This window comes from Pseudomonas sp. M2(2023) (assembly GCF_030263955.1).
Lineage (GTDB): Bacteria > Pseudomonadota > Gammaproteobacteria > Pseudomonadales > Pseudomonadaceae > Aquipseudomonas > Aquipseudomonas asiatica.
The window spans coordinates 3,588,868-3,610,293 of sequence record NZ_CP127114.1 but is presented as its reverse complement, the minus strand read 5'-3'; the positions used below and the strand labels follow the sequence as shown (position 1 = coordinate 3,610,293).

At 63.3% G+C, this 21,426-nt stretch carries 18 protein-coding genes; 5 read left to right on the top strand and 13 right to left on the bottom strand.

Annotated features, from left to right (window positions below):
• Nucleotides 1-74: 74 nt before the first annotated feature.
• The 9 genes from QN085_RS16770 to QN085_RS16730 all read right to left on the bottom strand — a co-directional run bounded on the left by QN085_RS16770 (nt 75) and on the right by QN085_RS16730 (nt 11,684).
• A complete protein-coding gene (locus tag QN085_RS16770; RefSeq protein ID WP_013973301.1) occupies nt 75-1,364 on the bottom strand; it encodes an NAD(P)/FAD-dependent oxidoreductase in 1,290 nt (429 codons plus the stop codon).
• Between the two features lie 233 nt (nt 1,365-1,597).
• Nucleotides 1,598-3,541 carry a DNA topoisomerase III gene (locus QN085_RS16765; RefSeq protein ID WP_038409959.1) on the bottom strand — a complete coding sequence of 648 codons (1,944 nt, stop codon included), beginning with the start codon at nt 3,539-3,541 and terminating at the stop codon, nt 1,598-1,600.
• A 200-nt stretch (nt 3,542-3,741) separates the two neighbouring features.
• Nucleotides 3,742-4,170: a GNAT family N-acetyltransferase gene (locus QN085_RS16760; protein WP_003258855.1), complete on the bottom strand. Its 429-nt coding sequence runs from the start codon at nt 4,168-4,170 to the stop codon at nt 3,742-3,744.
• On the bottom strand, nt 4,163-5,329 hold the full coding sequence (locus tag QN085_RS16755; protein WP_285687434.1) for a ribosomal protein uL16 3-hydroxylase: 1,167 nt from the start codon (nt 5,327-5,329) through the stop codon (nt 4,163-4,165). The genes QN085_RS16760 and QN085_RS16755 overlap by 8 nt, the downstream gene beginning before the upstream one ends.
• A gap of 81 nt (nt 5,330-5,410) precedes the next feature.
• A complete protein-coding gene (purB, locus tag QN085_RS16750; RefSeq protein WP_013973297.1) occupies nt 5,411-6,781 on the bottom strand; it encodes an adenylosuccinate lyase in 1,371 nt (456 codons plus the stop codon).
• Nucleotides 6,782-7,018: 237 nt separating this feature from the next.
• Nucleotides 7,019-7,645, bottom strand: coding sequence for a high frequency lysogenization protein HflD (gene hflD / locus QN085_RS16745; RefSeq protein WP_015270973.1), 627 nt, complete (start codon nt 7,643-7,645; stop codon nt 7,019-7,021).
• On the bottom strand, nt 7,642-8,766 hold the full coding sequence (mnmA, locus tag QN085_RS16740) for a tRNA 2-thiouridine(34) synthase MnmA (protein ID WP_023662389.1): 1,125 nt from the start codon (nt 8,764-8,766) through the stop codon (nt 7,642-7,644). The genes hflD and mnmA overlap by 4 nt, the downstream gene beginning before the upstream one ends.
• 60 nt (nt 8,767-8,826) lie before the next feature.
• The gene (locus QN085_RS16735) at nt 8,827-9,267 is read right to left on the bottom strand and encodes an NUDIX hydrolase (protein WP_023662388.1); all 441 of its coding nucleotides are present in this window, start codon (nt 9,265-9,267) and stop codon (nt 8,827-8,829) included.
• 191 nt (nt 9,268-9,458) lie between these two features.
• Nucleotides 9,459-11,684: an NADP-dependent isocitrate dehydrogenase gene (locus tag QN085_RS16730; protein WP_013973293.1), complete on the bottom strand. Its 2,226-nt coding sequence runs from the start codon at nt 11,682-11,684 to the stop codon at nt 9,459-9,461.
• 427 nt (nt 11,685-12,111) lie between these two features.
• Between QN085_RS16730 and icd the strand changes: the two genes are divergently transcribed.
• Nucleotides 12,112-13,368: an NADP-dependent isocitrate dehydrogenase gene (icd, locus tag QN085_RS16725; RefSeq protein WP_013973292.1), complete on the top strand. Its 1,257-nt coding sequence runs from the start codon at nt 12,112-12,114 to the stop codon at nt 13,366-13,368.
• 73 nt (nt 13,369-13,441) lie between these two features.
• Here the strand turns inward: icd and cspD are convergent, their stop codons facing one another.
• A complete protein-coding gene (cspD, locus tag QN085_RS16720) occupies nt 13,442-13,702 on the bottom strand; it encodes a cold shock domain-containing protein CspD (protein ID WP_013973291.1) in 261 nt (86 codons plus the stop codon).
• A 229-nt stretch (nt 13,703-13,931) separates the two neighbouring features.
• Between cspD and clpS the strand changes: the two genes are divergently transcribed.
• Both clpS and clpA read left to right on the top strand, forming a co-directional pair.
• Complete coding sequence (gene clpS / locus QN085_RS16715; protein WP_013973290.1) at nt 13,932-14,294, top strand: ATP-dependent Clp protease adapter ClpS; 363 nt, start codon at nt 13,932-13,934, stop codon at nt 14,292-14,294.
• Between the two features lie 30 nt (nt 14,295-14,324).
• Entirely contained in the window at nt 14,325-16,595 is a 2,271-nt protein-coding gene (clpA, locus tag QN085_RS16710; protein WP_013973289.1) for an ATP-dependent Clp protease ATP-binding subunit ClpA, read from the top strand.
• Between the two features lie 84 nt (nt 16,596-16,679).
• On the opposite strand, the gene infA is transcribed toward clpA, so the two are convergent.
• From infA to aat, 3 genes are all read right to left on the bottom strand, one after another.
• Complete coding sequence (gene infA, locus QN085_RS16705) at nt 16,680-16,898, bottom strand: translation initiation factor IF-1 (protein ID WP_002553999.1); 219 nt, start codon at nt 16,896-16,898, stop codon at nt 16,680-16,682.
• 102 nt (nt 16,899-17,000) lie between these two features.
• Nucleotides 17,001-17,708 (bottom strand): arginyltransferase, encoded by a 708-nt coding sequence (locus QN085_RS16700; RefSeq protein ID WP_013973288.1) that lies wholly within the window; start codon nt 17,706-17,708, stop codon nt 17,001-17,003.
• A 56-nt stretch (nt 17,709-17,764) separates the two neighbouring features.
• On the bottom strand, nt 17,765-18,445 hold the full coding sequence (gene aat, locus QN085_RS16695; protein ID WP_023662387.1) for a leucyl/phenylalanyl-tRNA--protein transferase: 681 nt from the start codon (nt 18,443-18,445) through the stop codon (nt 17,765-17,767).
• Between the two features lie 35 nt (nt 18,446-18,480).
• Between aat and QN085_RS16690 the strand changes: the two genes are divergently transcribed.
• Both QN085_RS16690 and QN085_RS16685 read left to right on the top strand, forming a co-directional pair.
• Nucleotides 18,481-18,753, top strand: a complete 273-nt coding sequence (locus QN085_RS16690) for a hypothetical protein (protein WP_128637283.1) — start codon at nt 18,481-18,483, stop codon at nt 18,751-18,753.
• A gap of 78 nt (nt 18,754-18,831) precedes the next feature.
• On the top strand, nt 18,832-21,381 hold the full coding sequence (locus tag QN085_RS16685) for a DNA translocase FtsK (RefSeq protein ID WP_371034493.1): 2,550 nt from the start codon (nt 18,832-18,834) through the stop codon (nt 21,379-21,381).
• Nucleotides 21,382-21,426 lie beyond the last annotated feature (45 nt).

The following is a 21,426-nucleotide window of genomic DNA, read 5'->3' as shown; positions in this document are numbered from 1 at the left end:
CGAAGCCGGTGCCATCCATCGCGACGCCTGTTTCGCGGGCATGCCCGCTCCCACAGGGGAGTTGTGTCAACTAATCAGACGCGGTCGCGCATCCGGTACCAGGCCTTGGCCGCAGCCTCCAGCGGCGCCGCCAGCAGGTCGCCGCCGGGGAAGCGGCCGTTGTCGATGCCTTGGTACAGCGCCAGCAGGTCGTCGTCGCCAAGAATGGCATCGCTTACCGCCCGCGCCGCCGCCAGTGTAGGTAGCACGCCATGGCCCGAGAACCCCTGCAGCCAGTAGCGCTGGCCCTCGCGACCGACATCCGGGGTGCGCTGGATGCTGCAGTCGATATGGCCGCCCCAGGCATAGTCGATGGCTACCCCGGCCAGCTGCGGAAATACCCGCTCCAGGTAGGGGCGGGTAGCGCTGGCGACATCTTCGGGAATACCGCCCAGATAGGTGCAGCCGCCGCCGAACAGCAGGCGATGGTCCGGGGTGAGGCGGAAATAGTCGGGCACGAACTGGTTGTCGATCACGCAACTGTTGTGCGGCAGTAGCGACTGGGCGAAGTCGGCATCCAGCGGTGCGGTGGCTACCTGATAGGAGCCAACCGGCAATAGGCGGCGCGACAGATTGCGGTCGAGGCGGTCGATGTAGGCGTTGCAGGCCAGCACCAGCACTTGGCAGCGTACTTCGCCGCGGTCGGTACGGGCCACATAGCCATCGCCGGCTTTCTGGTAGTTGAGCACCTGGCTCTGTTCGTAGATCCGCCCGCCAGCCGCCTCGATGGTGCTGGCCAGGCCCTGGGCCAGCTTCAGCGGGTTGAGGTGGGCGCCTTTGGCGTCGTATAGCGCGGCCTGGTAGCGCGGGCTGTCGATCCACTGCGGCAGCTCGTCGCGGCCGATCAGGCGCAGGGCGTCGTAGCCCCATTTGTGTTCGGCCTCATGCAGGGCTTCTTCCAGCATCTTTACCCGGCGCGGCAGTACGGCGGTCCACAGGCTGCCCAGCCGGTAGTCGATGTCGAAGCCGTGGCGCTCGGGCAGTTCGCGCATTTCATCGGCGGCCCAGCACATGCTGGCCCACAGGCGTTGGGTGCGTTCGGTGCCCAAAGCCTTTTCCAGCGGCGGCATGTCGCACGACCAGCCGAGCAGTGCCTGGCCGCCGTTGCGGCCGGACGCGGCCCAGGCCACGCGGCTGGCTTCCAGCAGCGTTACACGCTTGCCGGCCTGGGTCAGGCGCAAGGCGGTGTGCAGACCGCTGAAGCCGGCGCCGATGATCAGGACCTCGGTGTCGTGGCTGCCTTGCAGGGTAGGGTGCAGGGGAATGCTGGCGGGGTAGGTCTGGGCGTAGTAGCTGGCGACGTGCTGGGCGGATTGTTTGAACATGCAGGGGTCTCATGAAAATTCTTGTGTTTATTTTCATGAAAACTTAGCAGGTAAATTTCATGGCGCCAATGCATTGGCCGGGTTTGTGGCTTACCTCGGGTTGTTGTTTTCCTGTCCAGGCCCTTTCGCGGGTAAACCCGCTCCCACAGAGTCATCAACGGTCTCGAGGTCGGCGCTGTAACTGTGGGAGCGGGTCTACCCGCGAAGGGGCCTGACCTGAGAGTGCAAAATTTTCAGGTTGTCGCCTTTTTTCGAGGCTGTCTTGGCTTGCCTGCGGCCGCTTTGCCTTTCCCGCCACCCCTCCGCTTTTTCTTCCACGGCGGCGCAGCCCCGGCTGCCGGCCCGCTGATGGTCATGCGCATGCCGCTGCACCGTTCGACCAGCTTGCCCATCCATGCCGACTGCCGGGCGACGAACTCTTCCAGCGTCATCTCGCCACTCTGCACCATGTCCAGCGCCTGCTCCCAGATAGCTGTGGTACCAGGGTCGGCAATGGCGCGAGGTACGGCGTCGATCAGGCTGAAGGCCGCAGGGGTGGCGGATAGCGCCTTGCCGTTCTTCACCAGGTAGCCGCGGTCAAGCAGGCCCTGGATGATGCTGGCGCGGGTGGCTTCGGTGCCGATACCGGTGGTTTCCTTGAGCTTCTGCTTCAGCCGCGGGTCGTCCACCAGCTTGGCCACGTTCTTCATTGCCTTGATCAGGTCGCCTTCGGTAAACGGCTTGGGCGGCTGGGTCCACAGGTCTTTCAATTGCAGGCCCTGCACCGTGCAGTCCTGGCCTTCGCGCAGCGCCGGCAGCACCTGGGCCGGTGGTGCCTCGCGGCCCTTGGCCGGGGTCAGCGCCTCGGGCAGAGCACGGCGCCAGCCTGGTTCGACGATCTGCTTGCCTACGGCACGCAGGGCATGGCCGGCGCAGTCGAAGTCGGCCTGGGTGCGGTCGTACTCATGGTTGGGCAGGAACTGCGCCAGGTAGCGGGCGCGGATCAGGGTGTACACCGCCTTGTGCTTGGCTGGCAGGCGCGACGGGTCGCTGGCAGCGGCGGTGGGGATGATGCCGTGGTGGGCGCTGACCTTGGCGTCGTTCCACGCCCGTGATCGGCGTTGCGGCTCCAGATAGGGCTGCAGCGGCGCCAGGCTGGCATCGGAACGTTGCAGGGCGGCGAGGATGGCTGGCGCTTCGGCGTGCTGGCTTTGCGGCAGGTAGCCGCAGTCGCTGCGCGGGTAGGTGATCAGCTTGTGGGTTTCGTACAGGGCCTGGGCGATGTCGAGGGTTTCCTGGGCGCCGAGGCCGAACTTTTTCGAGCACAGCTCCTGCAGGGTGCCAAGGTCGAAGGGCAGGGGTGCCGCTTCACGCACGCGTTCGGTGGTCACCTTCACGGCCCGGGCAGTACCCGCATTGCCGATGTCGGCGGCAGCCTGCTGCGCCAGGGCCTGGTTCAGGCAGCGGCCCTGGTCGTCGCAGGCGTCATCGGGGGCGCGCCACTGGGCGTTGAAGCCAAAGCCTGCGTGTTCGAGCTGCACGTCGATGGCCCAGAACGGTACCGGCACAAAGTCGGCGATGCCGCGGTCTCGGTCGACCACCAGGCGCAAGGTGGGCGTTTGCACCCGGCCCACCGGCAGCACGCCCTGATACCCCGACTGGCGGCCCAGCAGGGTGAACAGCCGGCTCATGTTCATGCCGATCAGCCAGTCTGCGCGCGAACGGCCCAGCGCCGAGTGGTACAGGTTGAAGGTTTCGTGGCCCGGCAGCAGCCGCGCCAGGGCCTTGCGAATGGAGGCGTCGTCCAGTGCCGACAGCCACAGGCGCTGCACCGGGCCGCGGTAGCGGCAATGCTCGACCAGTTCGCGGGCGATCATTTCGCCTTCGCGGTCGGCGTCGGTGGCGATCACCAGTTCGCGTGCTTCGCCGAGCAGGCGCTTGACTGCCTTGAACTGGCTGGCGGTCTTGGGCTTGACCAGCATTTTCCACTTTTCCGGGATGATCGGCAGGTCGGCCAGGTTCCAGCGCTTGTAGCGTTCGTCGTAGCTGTCGGGCGGGGCGGTTTCCAGCAGGTGGCCGATGCACCAGGTCACGCAGACGTCGGTGCCTTGCCAGCAGCCATCGCCCTTGCGGTTGGCGCCGAGCACTTTGGCGATGTCTTTTGCCTGGGAGGGTTTTTCGCAGAGGAACAGGCGCATGGCCGGGGACGCTTCATCGGGGGTGATGGGCGATAGGATGCGCAAGCGAGGGCGCGGAGGCAAGTTTTATCTGGATGGATGTACAGGTTTTTTGTCAGAGGGGATGTCTTGGCTGTGCCGGCCTCTTCGCGGGTGAACCCGCTCCCACAGGCTCCCCACAATCTTCAGAATTTGTGGGGGGCCTGTGCGAAGGTCGTGGATCAGGCGCGCGAGTCGCGCACCATGTCCACGTGCGGGATGCCGGCTTCGAGGAACTCTTCGCTGACTACGCGAAAGCCCAGCCGCTCGTAGAACGGCGTGGCGTGCACCTGGGCGCTGAGCATCTGCTGTTTAAGGTCGCGGTTCTGTGCTTCGACAATCACCGCGTTCATCAGCGCGTCACCCACCTTCAGCCCGCGCCAGTCCTTCAGCACCGAGACCCGGCCAATGGTGCCGTCAGGCAGCAGGCGCGCGGTGCCGATCGGGTAGTCGCCTTCCAGGGCCAGGAAGTGCGCGGCGGTCGGGTCGTCCGAGTCCCACTCCAGCTCCGGCGGCACGTGCTGTTCGGCAATGAACACCGCTTCGCGGATGCGGCGGATGTCGGCGTTGTCCTTGTGCCAGTCGGCGAGGCGCACACGAATCTTATTCATTGGCGAATCCCAGGCTTCCTTGTTTGACCAGCTGCTGTACCAGCATAAGGCCATCTTCATCCTGCAGCCATTCGCCCAGGTTGTCGATGTGCAGGGCGTCAGCCGCGCAAACCAGCTTCAGCAGCTCGCGCAGTTTGCCCGGTAGCGGGCAGCTGCGGCCGCTGGCGAACAGAAGCAGGTCTTCTTCGAATTCCGACCAGGCCAGACGCGCGCTCGGGTTGCGGATCAGGATGGCGCCTTGTTCCAGGGCATCGATCAGTTCTTCCTCGGACAGCTCTTCACCGACGATCTGCTCGGGGTAGCGCGGCTCGGTCATGAACTGGCCGAACCAGGTCAGCAGCAGGTCCTTGTCGCCCATGTGCTTGTCGAGCAGCGCCTTGAGGCGGTCGAGGGCGTCGTGCTGGATCTGGTGCGGGTCGCTGACCGGCTGGGCATCGGCGTCGCTGTAGCGTTCTTCGTCGGGCAGGAACTGGCCGAGGAAATCGGTGAAGTGGGTCAGCACTTCGGCGGCGCTTGGCGCGCGGAAGCCTACCGAGTAGGTCAGGCAGTCGTCCACGGCCACGCCGTAGTGGGCCAGGCGTGGTGGCAGGTAAAGCATGTCGCCCGGCTCCAGGGTCCACTCATCGCTCTGCTCGAAGTCGGCGAGGATGCGCAGGTCGGCGTGCTCCAGCAGCGAGCTGTCGCTGCTGCACATCTGGCCGATTTTCCAGTTGCGCTGGCCGTGGCCCTGCAGCAGGAACACGTCGTAGTTGTCGAAGTGCGGGCCGACGTTGCCACCAGGGGCGGCGAAGCTGATCATCACGTCATCGATGCGCCAGCTGGGCAGGAAGCGGAAGTTTTCCAGCAGTTCGGCTACTTCCGGGACGAACTGGTCCACGGCCTGCACCAGCAGGGTCCAGTCCTTTTCCGGCAGCTCGGCGAAGGTGTCTTCGGTGAACGGGCCGCGGCGCAGCTCCCACGGGTGCGCGCCGTGCTCGAGCACGATACGCGACTCTACTTCCTCTTCCAGGGCCAGGCCGGCCAGCTCGTCGGGGTCGATCGGGCTGATGAAGTCCGGGAATGCCTGGCGCACCAGCAGCGGCTTCTTCTGCCAGTAGTCGCGCATGAATTCGCGGGCCGAGATGCCGCCGAGCAGCTGCAGTGGAGTATCAGGATTCATGTTCAACCTATTGAAAAAATGTAATTTTCGTCCGGGAATAAAAACGCCCGGCCAGGCCGGGCGTTGAACGCGACGGTCAGCTTAGATGCGTTTGGCCTGTGCTGCCGCGTTGCCGATGTAGGTAGCAGGGGTCAGCTGCTTGAGCTCGGCCTTGGCTTCGGCTGGCATGTCCAGGCCGTCGATGAAGGTCAGCAGCGCTTCCGGGGTGATGCCCTTGCCACGGGTCAGCTCCTTGAGCTTCTCGTAGGGGTTTTCGATGTTGAAGCGGCGCATCACGGTCTGGATCGGCTCGGCCAGCACTTCCCAGCAGGCGTCCAGGTCGGCGGCGATGCGGGCTTCGTTGACTTCCAGCTTGCCGATGCCTTTCAGGCTGGCTTCGTAGGCGATGACGCTGTGGGCAAAGCCCACGCCCAGGTTGCGCAGCACGGTGGAGTCGGTCAGGTCACGCTGCCAGCGCGAGATCGGCAGCTTGCTGGCCAGGTGCTGGAACAGCGCGTTGGCGATACCCAGGTTGCCTTCGGAGTTTTCGAAGTCGATCGGGTTGACCTTGTGCGGCATGGTCGACGAGCCGATTTCACCGGCAACGGTCTTCTGCTTGAAGTAGCCCAGCGAGATGTAGCCCCACACATCGCGGTCGAAGTCGATCAGGATGGTGTTGAAGCGGGCGATGGCGTCGAACAACTCGGCGATGTAGTCGTGCGGCTCGATCTGGGTGGTGTACGGGTTGAACTGCAGGCCCAGCTCGTCTTCGATGAAGGCGCGGGCGTTCTGCTCCCAGTCGATCTGCGAGTAGGCCGACAGGTGGGCGTTGTAGTTGCCCACGGCGCCGTTGATCTTGCCCAGCAACGGCACGGCGGCAACCTGGGCGATCTGGCGCTCCAGGCGGTACACAACGTTGGCCAGTTCTTTACCCAGGGTGGTCGGCGAAGCCGGCTGGCCGTGGGTGCGCGACAGCATGGGCACGTCGGCGTGGGCGTGAGCCAGGGCGCGGATGGCGTCGGCGATCTGGCGCATCAGCGGCAGCAGCACTTCGTCACGGCCGGCGCGCAGCATCAGGGCGTGGGACAGGTTGTTGATGTCCTCGCTGGTGCAGGCGAAGTGGATGAACTCGCTGACCTTGGCCAGCTCAGGCAGCTTGGCGGCCTGCTCCTTGAGGAGGTATTCGATCGCCTTGACGTCGTGGTTGGTGGTGCGCTCGATTTCCTTGACGCGTTCGGCGTGCTCGAGCTTGAAGTCGGTGGCCAGGCTGTCCAGCAGGGCGTTGGCTTCGGCGGAGAACGCCGGCACTTCGCCGATCTGCGGGTGGGCGGCCAGGCGCTGCAGCCAGCGCACTTCGACCAGGGCGCGGAAACGGATCAGGCCGAATTCGCTGAAAATGGGGCGCAAGGCCTGGGTTTTGCCGGCATAACGGCCGTCTACAGGGGAAACCGCAGTGAGCGAAGAGAGCTGCATGGGGTGTTCTCGGACAGTCAGGCTTTTGGAAGGGCGCATATCATACATGAATTTCGCGCCCGAGTCGGGTGGCTGACCAAAGGTCGGGCCATAAATCAGCTGTGGCATTGTGCATTGCCTGTTCTGGCCCTATCACCAGCAAGCCAGCTCCCGCTGGTAATGCACCGGTCTTGAGCACAGTGCATATCCTGCGGGAGCTGGCTTGCCGGCGATGAGGCCGGAACTGTCAAACCCCTGTCAGGAGGGGCTGCGCATCATGTCGTACAGTTCGTTCAACAGCTTGCGCCGGCTGAATACCAGCTGCCAGCGGTGCCCGCCCAGCTGGCGCCACAGGCGTGCGGCGCGGATGCCGGCCAGCAGCAGGGCGCGGATCTTCGAGGCGTTGCTGGCCTGCTGCAGGAAGCGCATGTCGCCATGCACCTGGATGCGCTGGCGCAAGGTGCTCAGGGTGTCCTGGTACAAGGCTCCGCTGGAAGCGATGACGTTTTCATGAACCAGGCCAAAATGCTCGGCCTGGGACTGGATTTGCGGCAGGCGGTTGCCGATGGTGTCGAGCAGGTCGCCGCGCTTGTTCAACTGGCGTTCAAGGCCCAGCATCGACAGGGCGTAGCGCAGTGGCTCGCGCTGCAGGCTGCTGGGGTCGCGCTCCAGCGCACCGACCAGCGCGCGATAGCCGTCGCGCAGGTTCAGGTCGTCACCGCCGAAAACTTCCAGGGTGTCCTTGGGGTCACGGACCAGCAGGCTGCCCAGCATGCAGCCGATGTTGGCCTCGCTGGCCTGGCCGGTGCGGGCGATGCGGTCGACCAGTACGGCGGCCTGGAACACACCGCCCAACGCAATCAGCTGCTCCTGCAGGTTGCTCATGCACGCGGGCTCCACGGCTCGGCAGCTTCGATCACGCCGCCGCCCAGGCACACTTCGCCGTCGTAGAACACCACCGACTGGCCCGGGGTGACGGCGCGTTGCGGTTCGTCGAACACTGCGCGGTAGCCGCTTTCGGTCAGCTCCAGGGTGCACTGCTGGTCGCTTTGGCGGTAACGCACCTTGGCGGTGAGCTGGCGTGGGTTGCTGAGGTCGACCGGGTTGACCCAGAAAATTTCCGAAGCGAGCAGGGCGCGGGAGAACAGCCACGGGTGTTCATTACCCTGGCCGACCACCAGCACGTTGCGGGTCAGGTCCTTGTGCAGCACGTACCACGGCTCGTCACCGGCGTCCTTCAGGCCGCCAATGCCCAGGCCCTGGCGCTGGCCGATGGTGTGGTACATCAGGCCGTGGTGGCGGCCGATCACTTCACCGTCGGTGGTCTCGATGTTGCCCGGCTGGGCCGGCAGGTATTGCTTGAGGAAGTCGCTGAAGCGACGCTCGCCGATGAAGCAGATGCCGGTGGAATCCTTTTTCTTGGCGGTGGCCAGGCCGTGCTTTTCGGCAATGGCGCGTACTTCGGGCTTTTCCAGCTCGCCAACCGGGAACAGGGTACGTGCGATTTCCTTGCCGCCGACGGCGTGCAGGAAGTAGCTCTGGTCCTTGTTCGGGTCCAGGCCCTTGAGCAGTTCGGTGAGCCCGCCGGTGTCGCGGCGGCGCACGTAGTGGCCGGTGGCGATCAGGTCGGCACCCAGCGACAGGGCGTAGTCGAGGAACGCCTTGAACTTGATTTCGCGGTTGCAGAGGATGTCCGGGTTGGGCGTGCGGCCGGCCTTGTACTCTTCGAGGAAGTGCTCGAACACGTTGTCCCAGTATTCGGCGGCGAAGTTGGCGGTGTGCAGCTTGATGCCGATGCGGTCGCACACGGCCTGGGCGTCGGCCAGGTCTTCACGGGCGGTGCAGTATTCGGTGCCGTCGTCTTCTTCCCAGTTCTTCATGAACAGCCCTTCCACCTGGTAGCCCTGCTCCATGAGCAGAAGGGCGGAGACGGAAGAGTCCACGCCGCCGGACATGCCGACGATGACGCGGGTCTTGGCGGGGTCTTTGAGTGCTGGGCTGGTCATGGGTACCGGTGTGTATCAAAGGGGGAAAAACGCCAATTCTATCAAACCTGCGGCGGCGCGTCAGTCGCGCAGCAGGTCGAGGCTGTGCAAGGGGCCTTTGAGGTAATCGTCGAGACAGCGTGGCACCAGTTCGCTGCGCCAGCGGGCAGGGTCGGCCAGCAGTTCGTCGCGGGTCAGCCACACGGCGCGGACGATGTCGCTGTCCAGTGCCAGGTCGGCGTGATGGCGCACGGGGCGGGCGGCGAAGCAGACGCGCTGGTAGGTCACGCCGTTGCTTGGGGCGGTGTACAGGTAGATGCCGACCACGCCGGTGAGCTCGACTTCCCAGGCGGTTTCTTCGAGGGTTTCGCGCAGGGCGGCCTGGGGCAGGGTCTCGTTGGGTTCGAGGTGGCCGGCGGGCTGGTTGAAGACGTGCTGGTTGGCTTTGAACTCTTCGACGAAAAGGAACTTGCCTTCGTGTTCGACGATGGTGGCGACGGTGATGTGGGGTTGCCAGGTCATGAACAGCTCCTTAGAGGCCTGCACAGCCCTTGTGGGAGCGGGTTTACCCGCGAATGCGTCAGTGGATTCGCCATCGCATTCGCGGGTAAACCCGCTCCTAAAGAGTCCGCGCTGGCGGCCAGAAATCGTTTATCCAGAAAGCACAAACCCCGGTGCGTGGCCGGGGTTTGTGCTGTTACTTCAAGCGAACCTTACAGGGCGGCAATGGCGCTGTTCAGGGTCTGGCTTGGGCGCATCACCTTGGCGGTCAGCTCGGCATCCGGAGCGTAGTAGCCACCGATGTCGGCCGGCTTGCCCTGGACGGCGTTGAGCTCGGCGACGATGGTCTCCTCGTTCTCGGTCAGGGTCTTGGCCAGTGGTGCGAAGCGTGCCTGCAGGGCAGCGTCGTCGTTCTGCGCAGCCAGGGCCTGGGCCCAGTACAGGGTCAGGTAGAAGTGGCTGCCGCGGTTGTCGATACCGCCAACTTTGCGCGAAGGCGACTTGTTGGTGTCGAGGAACTTGCCGGTGGCCTGGTCCAGGGTATTGGCCAGCACTTTGGCGCGCGGGTTGTCGTAGGTGTTGCCCAGGTGCTCCAGGGAAGCGGCCAGGGCCAGGAATTCACCCAGCGAGTCCCAACGCAGGAAGTTCTCTTCCACCAGCTGCTGCACGTGCTTCGGTGCCGAACCGCCGGCGCCGGTTTCGAACAGGCCACCGCCGTTCATCAGCGGCACGATCGACAGCATCTTGGCGCTGGTGCCCAGTTCCATGATCGGGAACAGGTCGGTCAGGTAGTCGCGCAGCACGTTGCCGGTCACCGAGATGGTGTCCTTGCCTTCGCGGATGCGGGCCAGGGAGAACTTGATGGCGTCGACCGGTGCCAGGATGCGGATGTCCAGGCCGGTGGTGTCGTGATCCTTCAGGTACTTCTGCACCTTCTCGATCATCACGCCGTCGTGGGCGCGGGCCGGGTCCAGCCAGAACACTGCAGGGGTGTTGCTCAGGCGGGCACGGTTGACGGCCAGCTTGACCCAGTCCTGGATCGGCGCGTCCTTGACCTGGCACATGCGGAAGATGTCGCCGGCTTCGACGTTCTGCTCGAGAACGACCTGGCCTTTGCTGTCGACCACGCGCACGACACCGTCGGCCTTGATCTGGAAGGTCTTGTCGTGGGAGCCGTATTCTTCGGCCTTCTGTGCCATCAGGCCGACGTTCGGTACGCTGCCCATGGTGGTCGGGTCGAAGGCGCCGTTGGCTTTGCAGTCTTCGATGGTGGCCTGGTAGATGCCGGCGTAGCAGCGGTCCGGGATGATCGCCTTGGCATCCTGCAGTTCGCCAGCGGCGTTCCACATCTTGCCCGAGTCACGGATCATGGCCGGCATCGAGGCGTCGACGATGACGTCGCTCGGCACGTGCAGGTTGGTGATGCCTTTGTCGGAGTTGACCATGGCCAGGGCCGGACGCTGGGCGTACAGGGCCTGGATGTCGGCTTCGATCTCGGCCTGCTTCTCGGCTGGCAGGTCCTTGATGCGGGCATACAGGTCGCCGATGCCGTTGTTGGCGTTGAAGCCAACTTCAGCCAGGGCGGCGGCATGCTTGGCCAGCACGTCGTTGTAGAACTCTTCGACGATGACGCCGAACATGATCGGGTCGGAGACCTTCATCATGGTGGCTTTCAGGTGTACCGACAGCAGCACGCCGGAGGCCTTGGCATCGGCGATCTGCTCGGCAATGAAGGCTTTCAGGGCCTTGCGGCTCATGGTGGCGCAGTCGATGACTTCGGCAGCTTTTACCGCAGTCTTTTCTTTCAGTACGGTGGTGTTGCCGTCTTTGCCGACCAGCTCGATGCGCAGGCTGTCGTCAGCTTCGATCAGTGCGGCTTTCTCGCTGCCGTAGAAGTCGCCCTGGGTCATGTGGGCAACGTGCGACTTGGAGTCGGCAGCCCAGGCGCCCATCTTGTGCGGGTGCTTGCGGGCGTAGTTCTTGACCGACAGCGGCGCGCGGCGGTCGGAGTTGCCTTCGCGCAGGACCGGGTTCACGGCGGAACCTTTGATGCGGTCGTAGCGGGCGCGGGATTCTTTCTCTTCCGCGGTGGCCGGCTCGTCGGCGTAGTCAGGGATGTTGAAGCCCTTGCCTTGCAGTTCCTTGATCGCGGCTTTCAGCTGCGGTACCGAGGCGCTGATGTTCGGCAGCTTGATGATGTTGGCTTCCGGGGTGGTAGCCAGCTGGCCCAGTTCCGCCAGGTGATCGCCTACTTGCTTCTCTGCGCCCAGTTGCTCCGGGAAGGCGGCGAGGATGCGGCCAGCCAGGGAGATGTCGCGGGTTTCGACGGCGATGTCAGCCGAAGCGGTGAAAGCTTCGATGATTGGCAGCAGCGAGTAAGTGGCGAGGGCGGGGGCTTCGTCGGTGAAGGTATAGATGATCTTGGAACGGGTGGGCATGCGGGTTAACTCTCTGTGTGCTGAGCGTGCTCGAGTCTCGTGGTGCGCAGGGTAGGCGCATCGCCCTGGCAGCGCCATGAGCGGAAAGTCGAGAGGCTGCGAGCGGTGATGGTGGATGCATCAGTCGAGCGTCAAGTGCTGAGCTGCGGTAACAACCCAGGCTTTATGGCCAGGCTTTGTGTCCATTCATGGCCAAGGGCGGTCCGCATTTTTCCAAGGGATCGCCCCGATGACCCTTCGGTCGCGGCGGAGTATACCAAACCATTCGGGCTAATCAGCAAGGCCAAGTGATATCGGCCCATTTATAAGACCAAAGACTAAGCGGCAATGTGGCGGGTTGTCGCATGCCTTGCAGGTCGGCAGATGTGGTTTAGGCTCAGTGGATCGCATGATGTCCAATCACACCCGACAGCGGAGTAGTGCAAGCATGGGATACCAGAAAATCAAGGTTCCGACCGACGGCACCAAGATCACCGTCAATGCCGACCATTCGCTCAACGTTCCTGACAACCCGATCATTCCCTATATCGAGGGCGACGGGATTGGCGTCGATGTCTCGCCGGTAATGATCAAGGTGGTCGACGCCGCCGTGCAGAAGGCCTACGGCGGCAAACGCAAGATCGCCTGGATGGAGGTGTACGCTGGCGAAAAAGCCACCCAGGTGTACGACCAGGACACCTGGTTGCCGCAGGAAACCCTCGATGCCGTGCGTGATTACGTGGTGTCGATCAAGGGGCCGCTGACCACCCCGGTGGGCGGCGGTATCCGGTCGCTCAACGTGGCCTTGCGCCAGCAACTGGACCTGTACGTGTGCCTGCGCCCGGTGCTGTGGTTCCAGGGGGTGCCCAGCCCGGTGAAGAAGCCAGGCGATGTGGACATGGTGATCTTCCGCGAGAACTCCGAGGACATCTATGCCGGCATCGAGTGGAAGGCCGGTTCGCCCGAGGCGAACAAGGTGATCAAGTTCCTCAAGGAGGAAATGGGCGTTACCAAGATCCGCTTCGACCAGGACTGCGGCATTGGCGTCAAGCCGGTGTCTCGCGAGGGCACCAAGCGCTTGGTGCGCAAGGCCCTGCAGTACGTGGTGGATAACGACCGCGAGTCGCTGACCCTGGTGCACAAGGGCAACATCATGAAGTTCACCGAGGGTGCCTTCAAGGACTGGGGTTATGAAGTGGCGCGCGACGAGTTCGGGGCCGAGTTGCTCGATGGTGGCCCGTGGATGAAGTTCAAGAACCCCAAGAGTGGGCGCGAGGTCATCGTCAAGGACGCCATCGCCGACGCCATGCTGCAGCAGATCCTGCTGCGCCCGGCCGAGTACGACGTGATCGCCACCCTCAACCTCAACGGTGACTACCTGTCCGACGCCCTGGCGGCGGAAGTGGGTGGTATCGGCATTGCGCCGGGTGCCAACCTGTCCGACACCGTGGCCATGTTCGAGGCCACCCACGGCACCGCGCCCAAGTATGCCGGGCAGGACAAGGTCAACCCGGGTTCGGTGATCCTGTCGGCGGAGATGATGCTGCGGCACATGGGCTGGACCGAGGCGGCAGACCTGATCATCAAGGGTACCAACGGCGCGATTGCCGCCAAGACCGTGACGTATGACTTCGAGCGCCTGATGGACGGCGCCACACTGGTGAGCAGTTCAGGCTTTGGCGATGAAATGATCAAGCATATGTAGGGCAATGGAAAACCGGCCGCTTCCATTAAAGAAGCGGCCGGCTTGTTCGTATACCGGCAGGCGGCTCAGCAGATCAGGCGTCGGCAGTGCTGCCGGCTGGCCGTGCGCTGGTCGGCGCAGGCGCGGCAGTGGAAGCGCTGCAGATCTTGACTGCGTGCAGGCCTTTGGGGCCTTGGATAATCTCGAAACTCACGGCCTGGCCGGCCTTGAGCGTCTTGTATCCGTCCATCTGGATGGCTGAGTAATGAGCGAACAAGTCTTCATCCTTGCCCTCTTCATTGATGAATCCGTAGCCCTTGGCATTGTTGAACCACTTGACTTTACCGCTTGCCATCCCTATGTCCCTCTGCAAAGGACTCCATCACTGGAGTATCATCCACTCATCCGCATACGAACCATGCGAAAAATCTGGTTGACTGCGCGGATCTTTATCGACCACGGTGGGTTCTTATTGGTTGTAACACCGTTTTGCCGATAGTCAAGGTCGCCCGGCGCCTGCGCTGGCCGTGCCCTTCGCAGTCAACCCACAACCTTAACCTGTCGCTCATGATGAAATTCTTTCCATGCATGCACCTAGTGAGATTCGACTAACATTCAATCAGGATCGCCCGCAATCGAATGAGGACGACGGCTCAGGTCTTGCAGTTCAGGAAGCCAAGCCGATCCTGCAGGCGCCACCTATGTACAAGGTGGTTTTGTTCAACGATGACTACACGCCGATGGATTTCGTCGTCGAAGTGCTCGAGACGTTCTTCAATCTGAACCGCGAGCTGGCGACCAAGATCATGCTGACCGTCCATACCGAAGGGCGGGCAGTGTGCGGATTGTTTACCCGTGACATCGCCGAAACAAAGGCTATGCAGGTCAACCAATACGCCAGGGAAAGCCAGCATCCGCTACTCTGTGAAATCGAGAAGGACGGTTAATCGCCGACCACTTGGGTATGAGGTGAAGCTATGTTAAACCGCGAGCTCGAAGTCACCCTCAATCTTGCCTTCAAGGAGGCTCGTTCGAAGCGTCATGAGTTCATGACCGTCGAACATCTGCTGCTGGCACTCCTTGACAATGAGGCTGCCGCGACCGTTCTGCGCGCCTGTGGCGCCAATCTCGACAAACTCAAGCACGACCTGCAAGAGTTCATCGATTCCACCACACCCCTGATTCCGGTCAACGACGAAGATCGTGAAACCCAGCCGACCCTGGGCTTCCAGCGTGTACTGCAGCGTGCCGTGTTCCACGTGCAAAGCTCCGGCAAGCGTGAAGTCACTGGCGCCAACGTGCTGGTTGCGATCTTCAGCGAACAGGAAAGCCAGGCCGTGTTCCTGCTCAAGCAGCAGAGCGTGGCCCGTATCGACGTGGTCAACTACATCGCCCATGGCATCTCCAAGGTGCCGGGCCATGGTTCGCATTCCGAAAGCGACCAGGAAATGCAGGACGAAGAGGGCGGCGATACCGCCTCTTCGAGCAACCCGCTGGATGCCTATGCCAGCAACCTGAACGAGCTGGCCCGTGCCGGCCGTATCGACCCGCTGGTTGGCCGCGAGCAGGAAGTGGAGCGCGTGGCGCAAATCCTTGCCCGTCGGCGCAAGAACAACCCGCTGCTGGTGGGTGAGGCAGGCGTGGGCAAGACCGCCATTGCCGAAGGCCTGGCCAAGCGCATCGTCGATGGCCAGGTGCCCGACCTGCTGGCGCAGAGCGTGGTGTATTCCCTCGACCTCGGCGCACTGCTGGCGGGTACCAAATACCGTGGCGATTTCGAGAAGCGCTTCAAGGCGCTGCTCGGCGAGCTGCGCAAGCGCCCGCAGGCGATCCTGTTCATCGATGAAATCCACACCATCATTGGTGCCGGTGCGGCGTCGGGCGGGGTGATGGATGCGTCCAACCTGCTCAAGCCGCTGCTGTCGTCCGGTGAGATCCGTTGCATCGGTTCGACCACCTTCCAGGAATTCCGCGGCATTTTCGAGAAGGACCGTGCCCTGGCACGGCGCTTCCAGAAGGTTGATGTCAGCGAGCCGTCGGTCGAAGACACCGTGGGCATCCTGCGTGGCCTGAAAGGGCGCTTCGAAAGCCACCACAACATCGAGTACAGCGACGAAGCCTTGCGCGCCGCCGCTGAACTGGCCTCGCGCTACATCAATGACCGGCACATGCCGGACAAGGCCATCGACGTGATCGATGAAGCCGGTGCCTACCAGCGCCTGCAGCCGGAGGCCAACCGCGTCAAGCGCATCGACGTGCCGCAGGTCGAAGACATCGTCGCCAAGATTGCGCGCATTCCGCCGAAGCACGTCACCAGTTCCGACAAGGAACTGCTGCGCAACCTCGAGCGTGACTTGAAATTGACCGTATTTGGTCAGGACCAGGCGATCGATTCGCTGGCCACCGCTATCAAGCTGTCCCGCGCCGGCCTCAAGTCGCCGGACAAGCCTGTCGGTTCGTTCCTGTTCGCCGGCCCGACCGGCGTCGGCAAGACCGAAGCTGCACGGCAGCTGGCCAAGGCGCTGGGGGTTGAGCTGGTGCGCTTCGACATGTCCGAGTACATGGAGCGCCACACCGTGTCGCGCCTGATCGGTGCGCCTCCTGGCTATGTTGGCTTCGATCAGGGTGGTTTGCTGACCGAGGCGATCACCAAGCAACCGCACTGCGTATTGCTGCTCGACGAAATCGAGAAGGCCCACCCGGAAGTCTTCAACCTGCTGCTGCAGGTGATGGACCACGGCACCCTGACCGACAACAACGGGCGCAAGGCCGACTTCCGCAACGTGATCCTGATCATGACCACCAACGCTGGCGCTGAAACCGCCGCGCGGGCCTCGATCGGCTTTACCCATCAGGACCATGCGTCCGATGCCATGGAAGTCATCCGCAAGAGCTTCACGCCGGAGTTCCGCAACCGCCTGGACACCATCATCCAGTTCGGCCGCCTGAGCCACGAGACGATCAAGAGCATCGTCGACAAGTTCCTTATCGAACTGCAGGCGCAGCTGGAAGACAAGCGTGTGCTGCTGGAGGTCAGCGATGATGCGCGCGGTTGGCTGGCGGCCTCGGGCTACGACGTGCAGATGGGTGCGCGGCCGATGGCGCGGCTGATCCAGGACAAGATCAAGCGGCCGCTGGCCGAGGAGATCCTGTTTGGCGAACTGGCCGAGCATGGTGGCGTGGTGCACGTCGACCTGCGCGATGGCGAGCTGGTGTTCGACTTCGAGACCACGGCTGAGGTTGCGTGATAGATGGGGCTGCAAAGCAGCCCCCTACAATCCTGAAGGCACAAAAAAGCCCGGCACATGGCCGGGCTTTTTCATGGCTTGAGCTTAGCGCGCACGGTAGGTGATGCGGCCCTTGCTCAGGTCGTAGGGCGTCAGTTCGACGCGGACCTTGTCGCCAGTGAGAATACGGATGTAGTTCTTGCGCATCTTTCCGGAGATGTGCGCGGTTACGACGTGCCCGTTTTCCAACTCCACGCGGAACATGGTGTTGGGCAGGGTGTCGACGACAGTACCTTCCATTTCGAAGCTGTCTTCTTTCGACATGCAGTAGAGCCCTCGGATCCAGTGTTGGCCCGACGCATAACCGCACCGGGCAAAAAAGTGGCGTGGATTATGCCCGAAAACTGTGTGTCAAGCCAATGCCTTTCAGTTGAGGGTGACCCAGCGCTGATTTATCAACAGTTCGATAGGCCGATACTGCGTCTTGTAGTTCATTTTCTTGCAGTTCTTGATCCAGTAACCCAGGTAAACCGCCTCCAGGTCCTGGCGCAGGGCTTCGGTGATCTGCCAGAGGATGGCGAAGCGGCCCAGGCTGCGGCGTTCTTCGTCCGGCTCGTAGAAGGTGTACACCGCTGACAGGCCGTTGGGCAGCAGGTCGCACACCGCTACCGCCATCAAGCGGCCTTCCAGGCGGAACTCGTAGAACCAGCAGAACGGCAGGTCGCGCACCAGGAAGGTGGAGAACTGGTCGCGGCTGGGCGGGTACATGTCACCGTCGGCGTGGCGCGTTTCGATATAGCGCCGGTACAGCTCGAAGTACTCTTCCTTGAACGCCGGGCGTGCGGCGGTCACGGTCAGGTCGGCGTTGCGCTTGAGGATGCGCCGTTGCTGGCGGTTGGGGATGAAGCGCGCCGCCGGGATGCGTGCCGGCACGCAGGCATTGCAGTTCTGGCAATGCGGGCGGTACAGGTGGTCGCCACTGCGGCGGAAGCCCATTTCCGACAAATCGGCGTACACATGCACGTCCATCGGCTGGCTGGGGTCGAGGAACAGTGTGGTTGCCTGTTCGTCGGGCAGGTAGCTGCAGGAGTGGGGCTGAGTGGCATAGAACTTCAACCGCGCCAACTCTGTCATGATCAACCCCCTCGGTGAGACTTTGCTTTAAGTGTAAGCCAGCTATGAGAACTCGCCTAGGGAAGCCATGTGGCGCTGTTGGGCTGGTCGAGGTGGCGTGCCAGGTAGCCGGCGAACTCGGCGCGGCTGATGGCGTGGGCGCCCAGGCTGTGCAGGTGGTTGGTCGGCATCTGGCAGTCGATGAGGACGAAACCGGCCTGGCGCAGGTGGTTGACCAGGGTCACGAAGCCGACCTTGGAGGCATTGTCGGCGCGGCTGAACATCGATTCGCCGAAGAACAGCTGGCCCATGGCCAGGCCGTACAGGCCGCCGACCAGCTCGCCATCCTGGCGCACCTCCACCGAATGGGCGATGCCGCGCCGGTGCAGCTCGCAGTAGGCGGCGCGCATGGTGTCGGTGATCCAGGTACCGTCGGCGTAGTCGCGTGGCGCGGCGCAGGCGGCGATTACCGCTGGGAAGTCGGTGTCGAAGCTGACCTGGTAACGACCCTGGCGCATCAGCTTGGCCAGCGAGCGCGACACGTGCAGCTGGTGCGGGAGCAGCACCGTGCGCGGGTCGGGCGACCACCAGAGGATCGGCTGGCCGTCCTGGTACCACGGGAAGCAGCCATGGCGATAGGCCTGCACCAGGCACTCGGGGCTCAGGTCGCCGCCGGCAGCGAGCAGGCCGTTGGGGTCGTGCAGGGCCTTTTCCAGGGGCGGGAAGGTCAGCGAGTCGCGGGTCAGCCAGGTGAGCATGGTCTATCGTGCGGTGGGGGAGGGGAGAGGGCAGCATGGCGCGGGTGAAAAGCAGGGTCAATCTCTTTGGCTTCTTCGCGGGCGCGCCCGCTCCCGCAGGCCATGTGCAGGCTCTGAAGCCTGCGGGGGTACCTGGGGGAGCGGGCAAGCCCGCGAAGAGGCCGGCACAGGCGATGAAAATAGGCAATTTCCTACACATTCATGAGACAGCAGGCACCATCCGCTACATTTGCTGTCACACCTGTGCAAAAACACAGCATAAGCCTTTGTCACAAAAGAAAATGCATGCTCAAATTGCAGCTATATGAAAGTCGCCCCCGGCCATACCCCCATCTGGCGTGCCGCCATGGCGGCTGGCGGGCAGTAATGTTAAAAGTAGTGGTTCATTGGCCGCACCGTCGGCCGATCACTATTGGACGCGCAGCACGCGCAGGAATAGACGCGTTTTGAAGAAATCCACCGCAACTCCAGCTCCCTTGCCCGTCCCCCTGTGGCGGCAGCAGCTGCATTATCGCCTCAAGGAAGGTGCGTTGATCGCTGTCGGCGCCCTGTGCCTGTACCTGTGGATGGCGCTGCTGACCTACGATACGTCGGACCCGGGCTTCAGCCACACCAGCAACGTCGACCAGGTGCAGAACGCCGCCGGGCGTGCCGGTGCCTACTTCGCCGACATCCTGTTCATGGTGCTGGGGTACTTCGCCTACATCTTCCCGCTGCTGCTGGCGATAAAGACCTGGCAGATCTTCCGCGAACGCCACCAGCCCTGGGACTGGAGCGGCTGGCTGTTCTCCTGGCGGCTGATCGGCCTGGTGTTCCTGGTGCTGTCTGGTGCGGCGCTGGCGCATATCCATTTCCACCCGCCTGCGAGCATGCCGTTCTCCGCCGGTGGTGCGCTGGGCGAGAGCCTGGGCGACCTGGCGCGCAACCTGCTGAACGTGCAGGGCAGCACGCTGATGTTCATTGCCCTGTTCCTGTTCGGCTTGACCGTGTTCACCGACCTGTCGTGGTTCAAGGTGATGGACCTGACCGGCAAGATCACCCTCGACCTGTTCGAGCTGGTGCAGGGCGCCGCCAACCGTTGGTGGGAAGCACGCAACGAACGCAAGCGCCTGGAGGCGCAGCTGCGCGAGGATGAACCGGTGGTCAAGGCCGCGCCGATGGCCGCCGACAAGCGCGAACCGGCCAAGCCGGCGCTGCGCGAGCGCATCTTCAAGCGTGAAGAAGCACCTGCCCAACCGGTCGAGCCACGTGAGCCAACCCTGTCGCGCGAGCCTGTGGTGCCACGCGAGTCGCCGGCACCTCGTGAGCCGGTAATCTCCCGCGAACCACCTGCCGCGGCCCCGATGATCGTGCCGCCGACACCCGCCAGGGCGCCGGAGCCGAGCAAGCGGGTGATGAAGGAGAAGCAGGCGCCGCTGTTCGTCGACAGCGCGGTGGAAGGTACCTTGCCGTCGATCTCAATCCTCGACCCGGCCGAACAGAAGAAGATCGAGTACTCGCCGGAATCCCTGGCCGGTGTCGGCCAGCTGCTGGAAATCAAACTCAAGGAATTCGGCGTGGAAGTGGCGGTGGACTCGATCCACCCTGGCCCGGTGATTACCCGTTACGAAATCCAGCCGGCCGCCGGCGTGAAGGTCAGCCGTATCGCCAACCTGGCCAAGGACCTGGCGCGTTCGCTGGCAGTGACCAGTGTGCGTGTGGTCGAGGTCATCCCCGGCAAGACCACCGTGGGTATCGAGATCCCCAACGAGAACCGGCAGATGGTGCGTTTCTCCGAAGTGCTGGCCACGCCGCAGTACGACGAGCAGAAATCGCCGGTCACCCTGGCCCTGGGCCACGACATCGGCGGCAAGCCGGTGATCACCGACCTGGCCAAGATGCCGCACCTGCTGGTGGCCGGTACTACCGGTTCCGGTAAGTCGGTGGGTGTGAACGCGATGATCCTGTCGATCCTGTTCAAGTCCAGCCCGGAAGACGCGCGGCTGATCATGATCGACCCGAAAATGCTCGAACTGTCGATCTACGAGGGCATCCCGCACCTGCTGTGCCCGGTGGTCACCGACATGAAGGACGCCGCCAACGCCCTGCGCTGGAGCGTGGCCGAGATGGAGCGGCGCTACAAGCTGATGGCGGCCATGGGCGTGCGTAACCTGGCCGGCTTCAACCGCAAGATCAAGGACGCCCAGGAAGCCGGCGAGATCATCCATGACCCGCTGTACCGCCGCGAGAGCATGGACGACGAGCCGCCTGCGCTGAAAACCCTGCCGACCATCGTGGTGGTGGTCGACGAATTCGCCGACATGATGATGATCGTCGGCAAGAAGGTCGAAGAGCTGATCGCCCGTATCGCCCAGAAGGCACGTGCGGCCGGTATCCACCTGATCCTCGCTACCCAGCGCCCGTCGGTGGACGTGATTACCGGCCTGATCAAGGCCAACATCCCGACCCGCATGGCGTTCCAGGTGTCGAGCAAGATCGACTCGCGGACCATCATCGACCAGGGTGGTGCCGAACAGCTGCTGGGCCACGGTGACATGCTGTACATGCCGCCGGGCACCAGCCTGCCGATTCGTGTGCACGGCGCGTTCGTTTCCGACGACGAGGTGCACCGCGTGGTGGAAGCGTGGAAGCTGCGCGGCGCCCCGGACTACAACGACGACATCCTCAACGGCGTCGAGGAGGCCGGCAGTGGCTTCGAAGGCGGCGGCGGTGGTGGCGATGGCGAAGATTCGGAAAGCGACGCCCTGTATGATGAGGCCGTGCAGTTCGTGCTGGAAAGCCGCCGCGCGTCCATCTCGGCCGTGCAGCGCAAACTGAAGATCGGCTACAACCGCGCCGCCCGCATGATCGAAGCCATGGAAATGGCCGGCGTGGTCACCCCCATGAACAGCAACGGCTCGCGGGAAGTGATAGCCCCGGGCGGCCCGCGCGACTGACGAACACCTTGCCGGGCGCCAACGGTGGCGCCCGGCCTTTTCAAT

Coding starts and splice junctions, on each gene's coding strand:
- QN085_RS16770 (WP_013973301.1), bottom strand. CDS start 1,364: ATGTTCAAACAATCCGCCCAGCACGTCGCCAGCTACTACGCCCAGACC.
- QN085_RS16765 (WP_038409959.1), bottom strand. CDS start 3,541: ATGCGCCTGTTCCTCTGCGAAAAACCCTCCCAGGCAAAAGACATCGCC.
- QN085_RS16760 (WP_003258855.1), bottom strand. CDS start 4,170: ATGAATAAGATTCGTGTGCGCCTCGCCGACTGGCACAAGGACAACGCC.
- QN085_RS16755 (WP_285687434.1), bottom strand. CDS start 5,329: ATGAATCCTGATACTCCACTGCAGCTGCTCGGCGGCATCTCGGCCCGC.
- purB (WP_013973297.1), bottom strand. CDS start 6,781: ATGCAGCTCTCTTCGCTCACTGCGGTTTCCCCTGTAGACGGCCGTTAT.
- hflD (WP_015270973.1), bottom strand. CDS start 7,645: ATGAGCAACCTGCAGGAGCAGCTGATTGCGTTGGGCGGTGTGTTCCAG.
- mnmA (WP_023662389.1), bottom strand. CDS start 8,766: ATGACCAGCCCAGCACTCAAAGACCCCGCCAAGACCCGCGTCATCGTC.
- QN085_RS16735 (WP_023662388.1), bottom strand. CDS start 9,267: ATGACCTGGCAACCCCACATCACCGTCGCCACCATCGTCGAACACGAA.
- QN085_RS16730 (WP_013973293.1), bottom strand. CDS start 11,684: ATGCCCACCCGTTCCAAGATCATCTATACCTTCACCGACGAAGCCCCC.
- icd (WP_013973292.1), top strand. CDS start 12,112: ATGGGATACCAGAAAATCAAGGTTCCGACCGACGGCACCAAGATCACC.
- cspD (WP_013973291.1), bottom strand. CDS start 13,702: ATGGCAAGCGGTAAAGTCAAGTGGTTCAACAATGCCAAGGGCTACGGA.
- clpS (WP_013973290.1), top strand. CDS start 13,932: ATGCATGCACCTAGTGAGATTCGACTAACATTCAATCAGGATCGCCCG.
- clpA (WP_013973289.1), top strand. CDS start 14,325: ATGTTAAACCGCGAGCTCGAAGTCACCCTCAATCTTGCCTTCAAGGAG.
- infA (WP_002553999.1), bottom strand. CDS start 16,898: ATGTCGAAAGAAGACAGCTTCGAAATGGAAGGTACTGTCGTCGACACC.
- QN085_RS16700 (WP_013973288.1), bottom strand. CDS start 17,708: ATGACAGAGTTGGCGCGGTTGAAGTTCTATGCCACTCAGCCCCACTCC.
- aat (WP_023662387.1), bottom strand. CDS start 18,445: ATGCTCACCTGGCTGACCCGCGACTCGCTGACCTTCCCGCCCCTGGAA.
- QN085_RS16690 (WP_128637283.1), top strand. CDS start 18,481: ATGGCGCGGGTGAAAAGCAGGGTCAATCTCTTTGGCTTCTTCGCGGGC.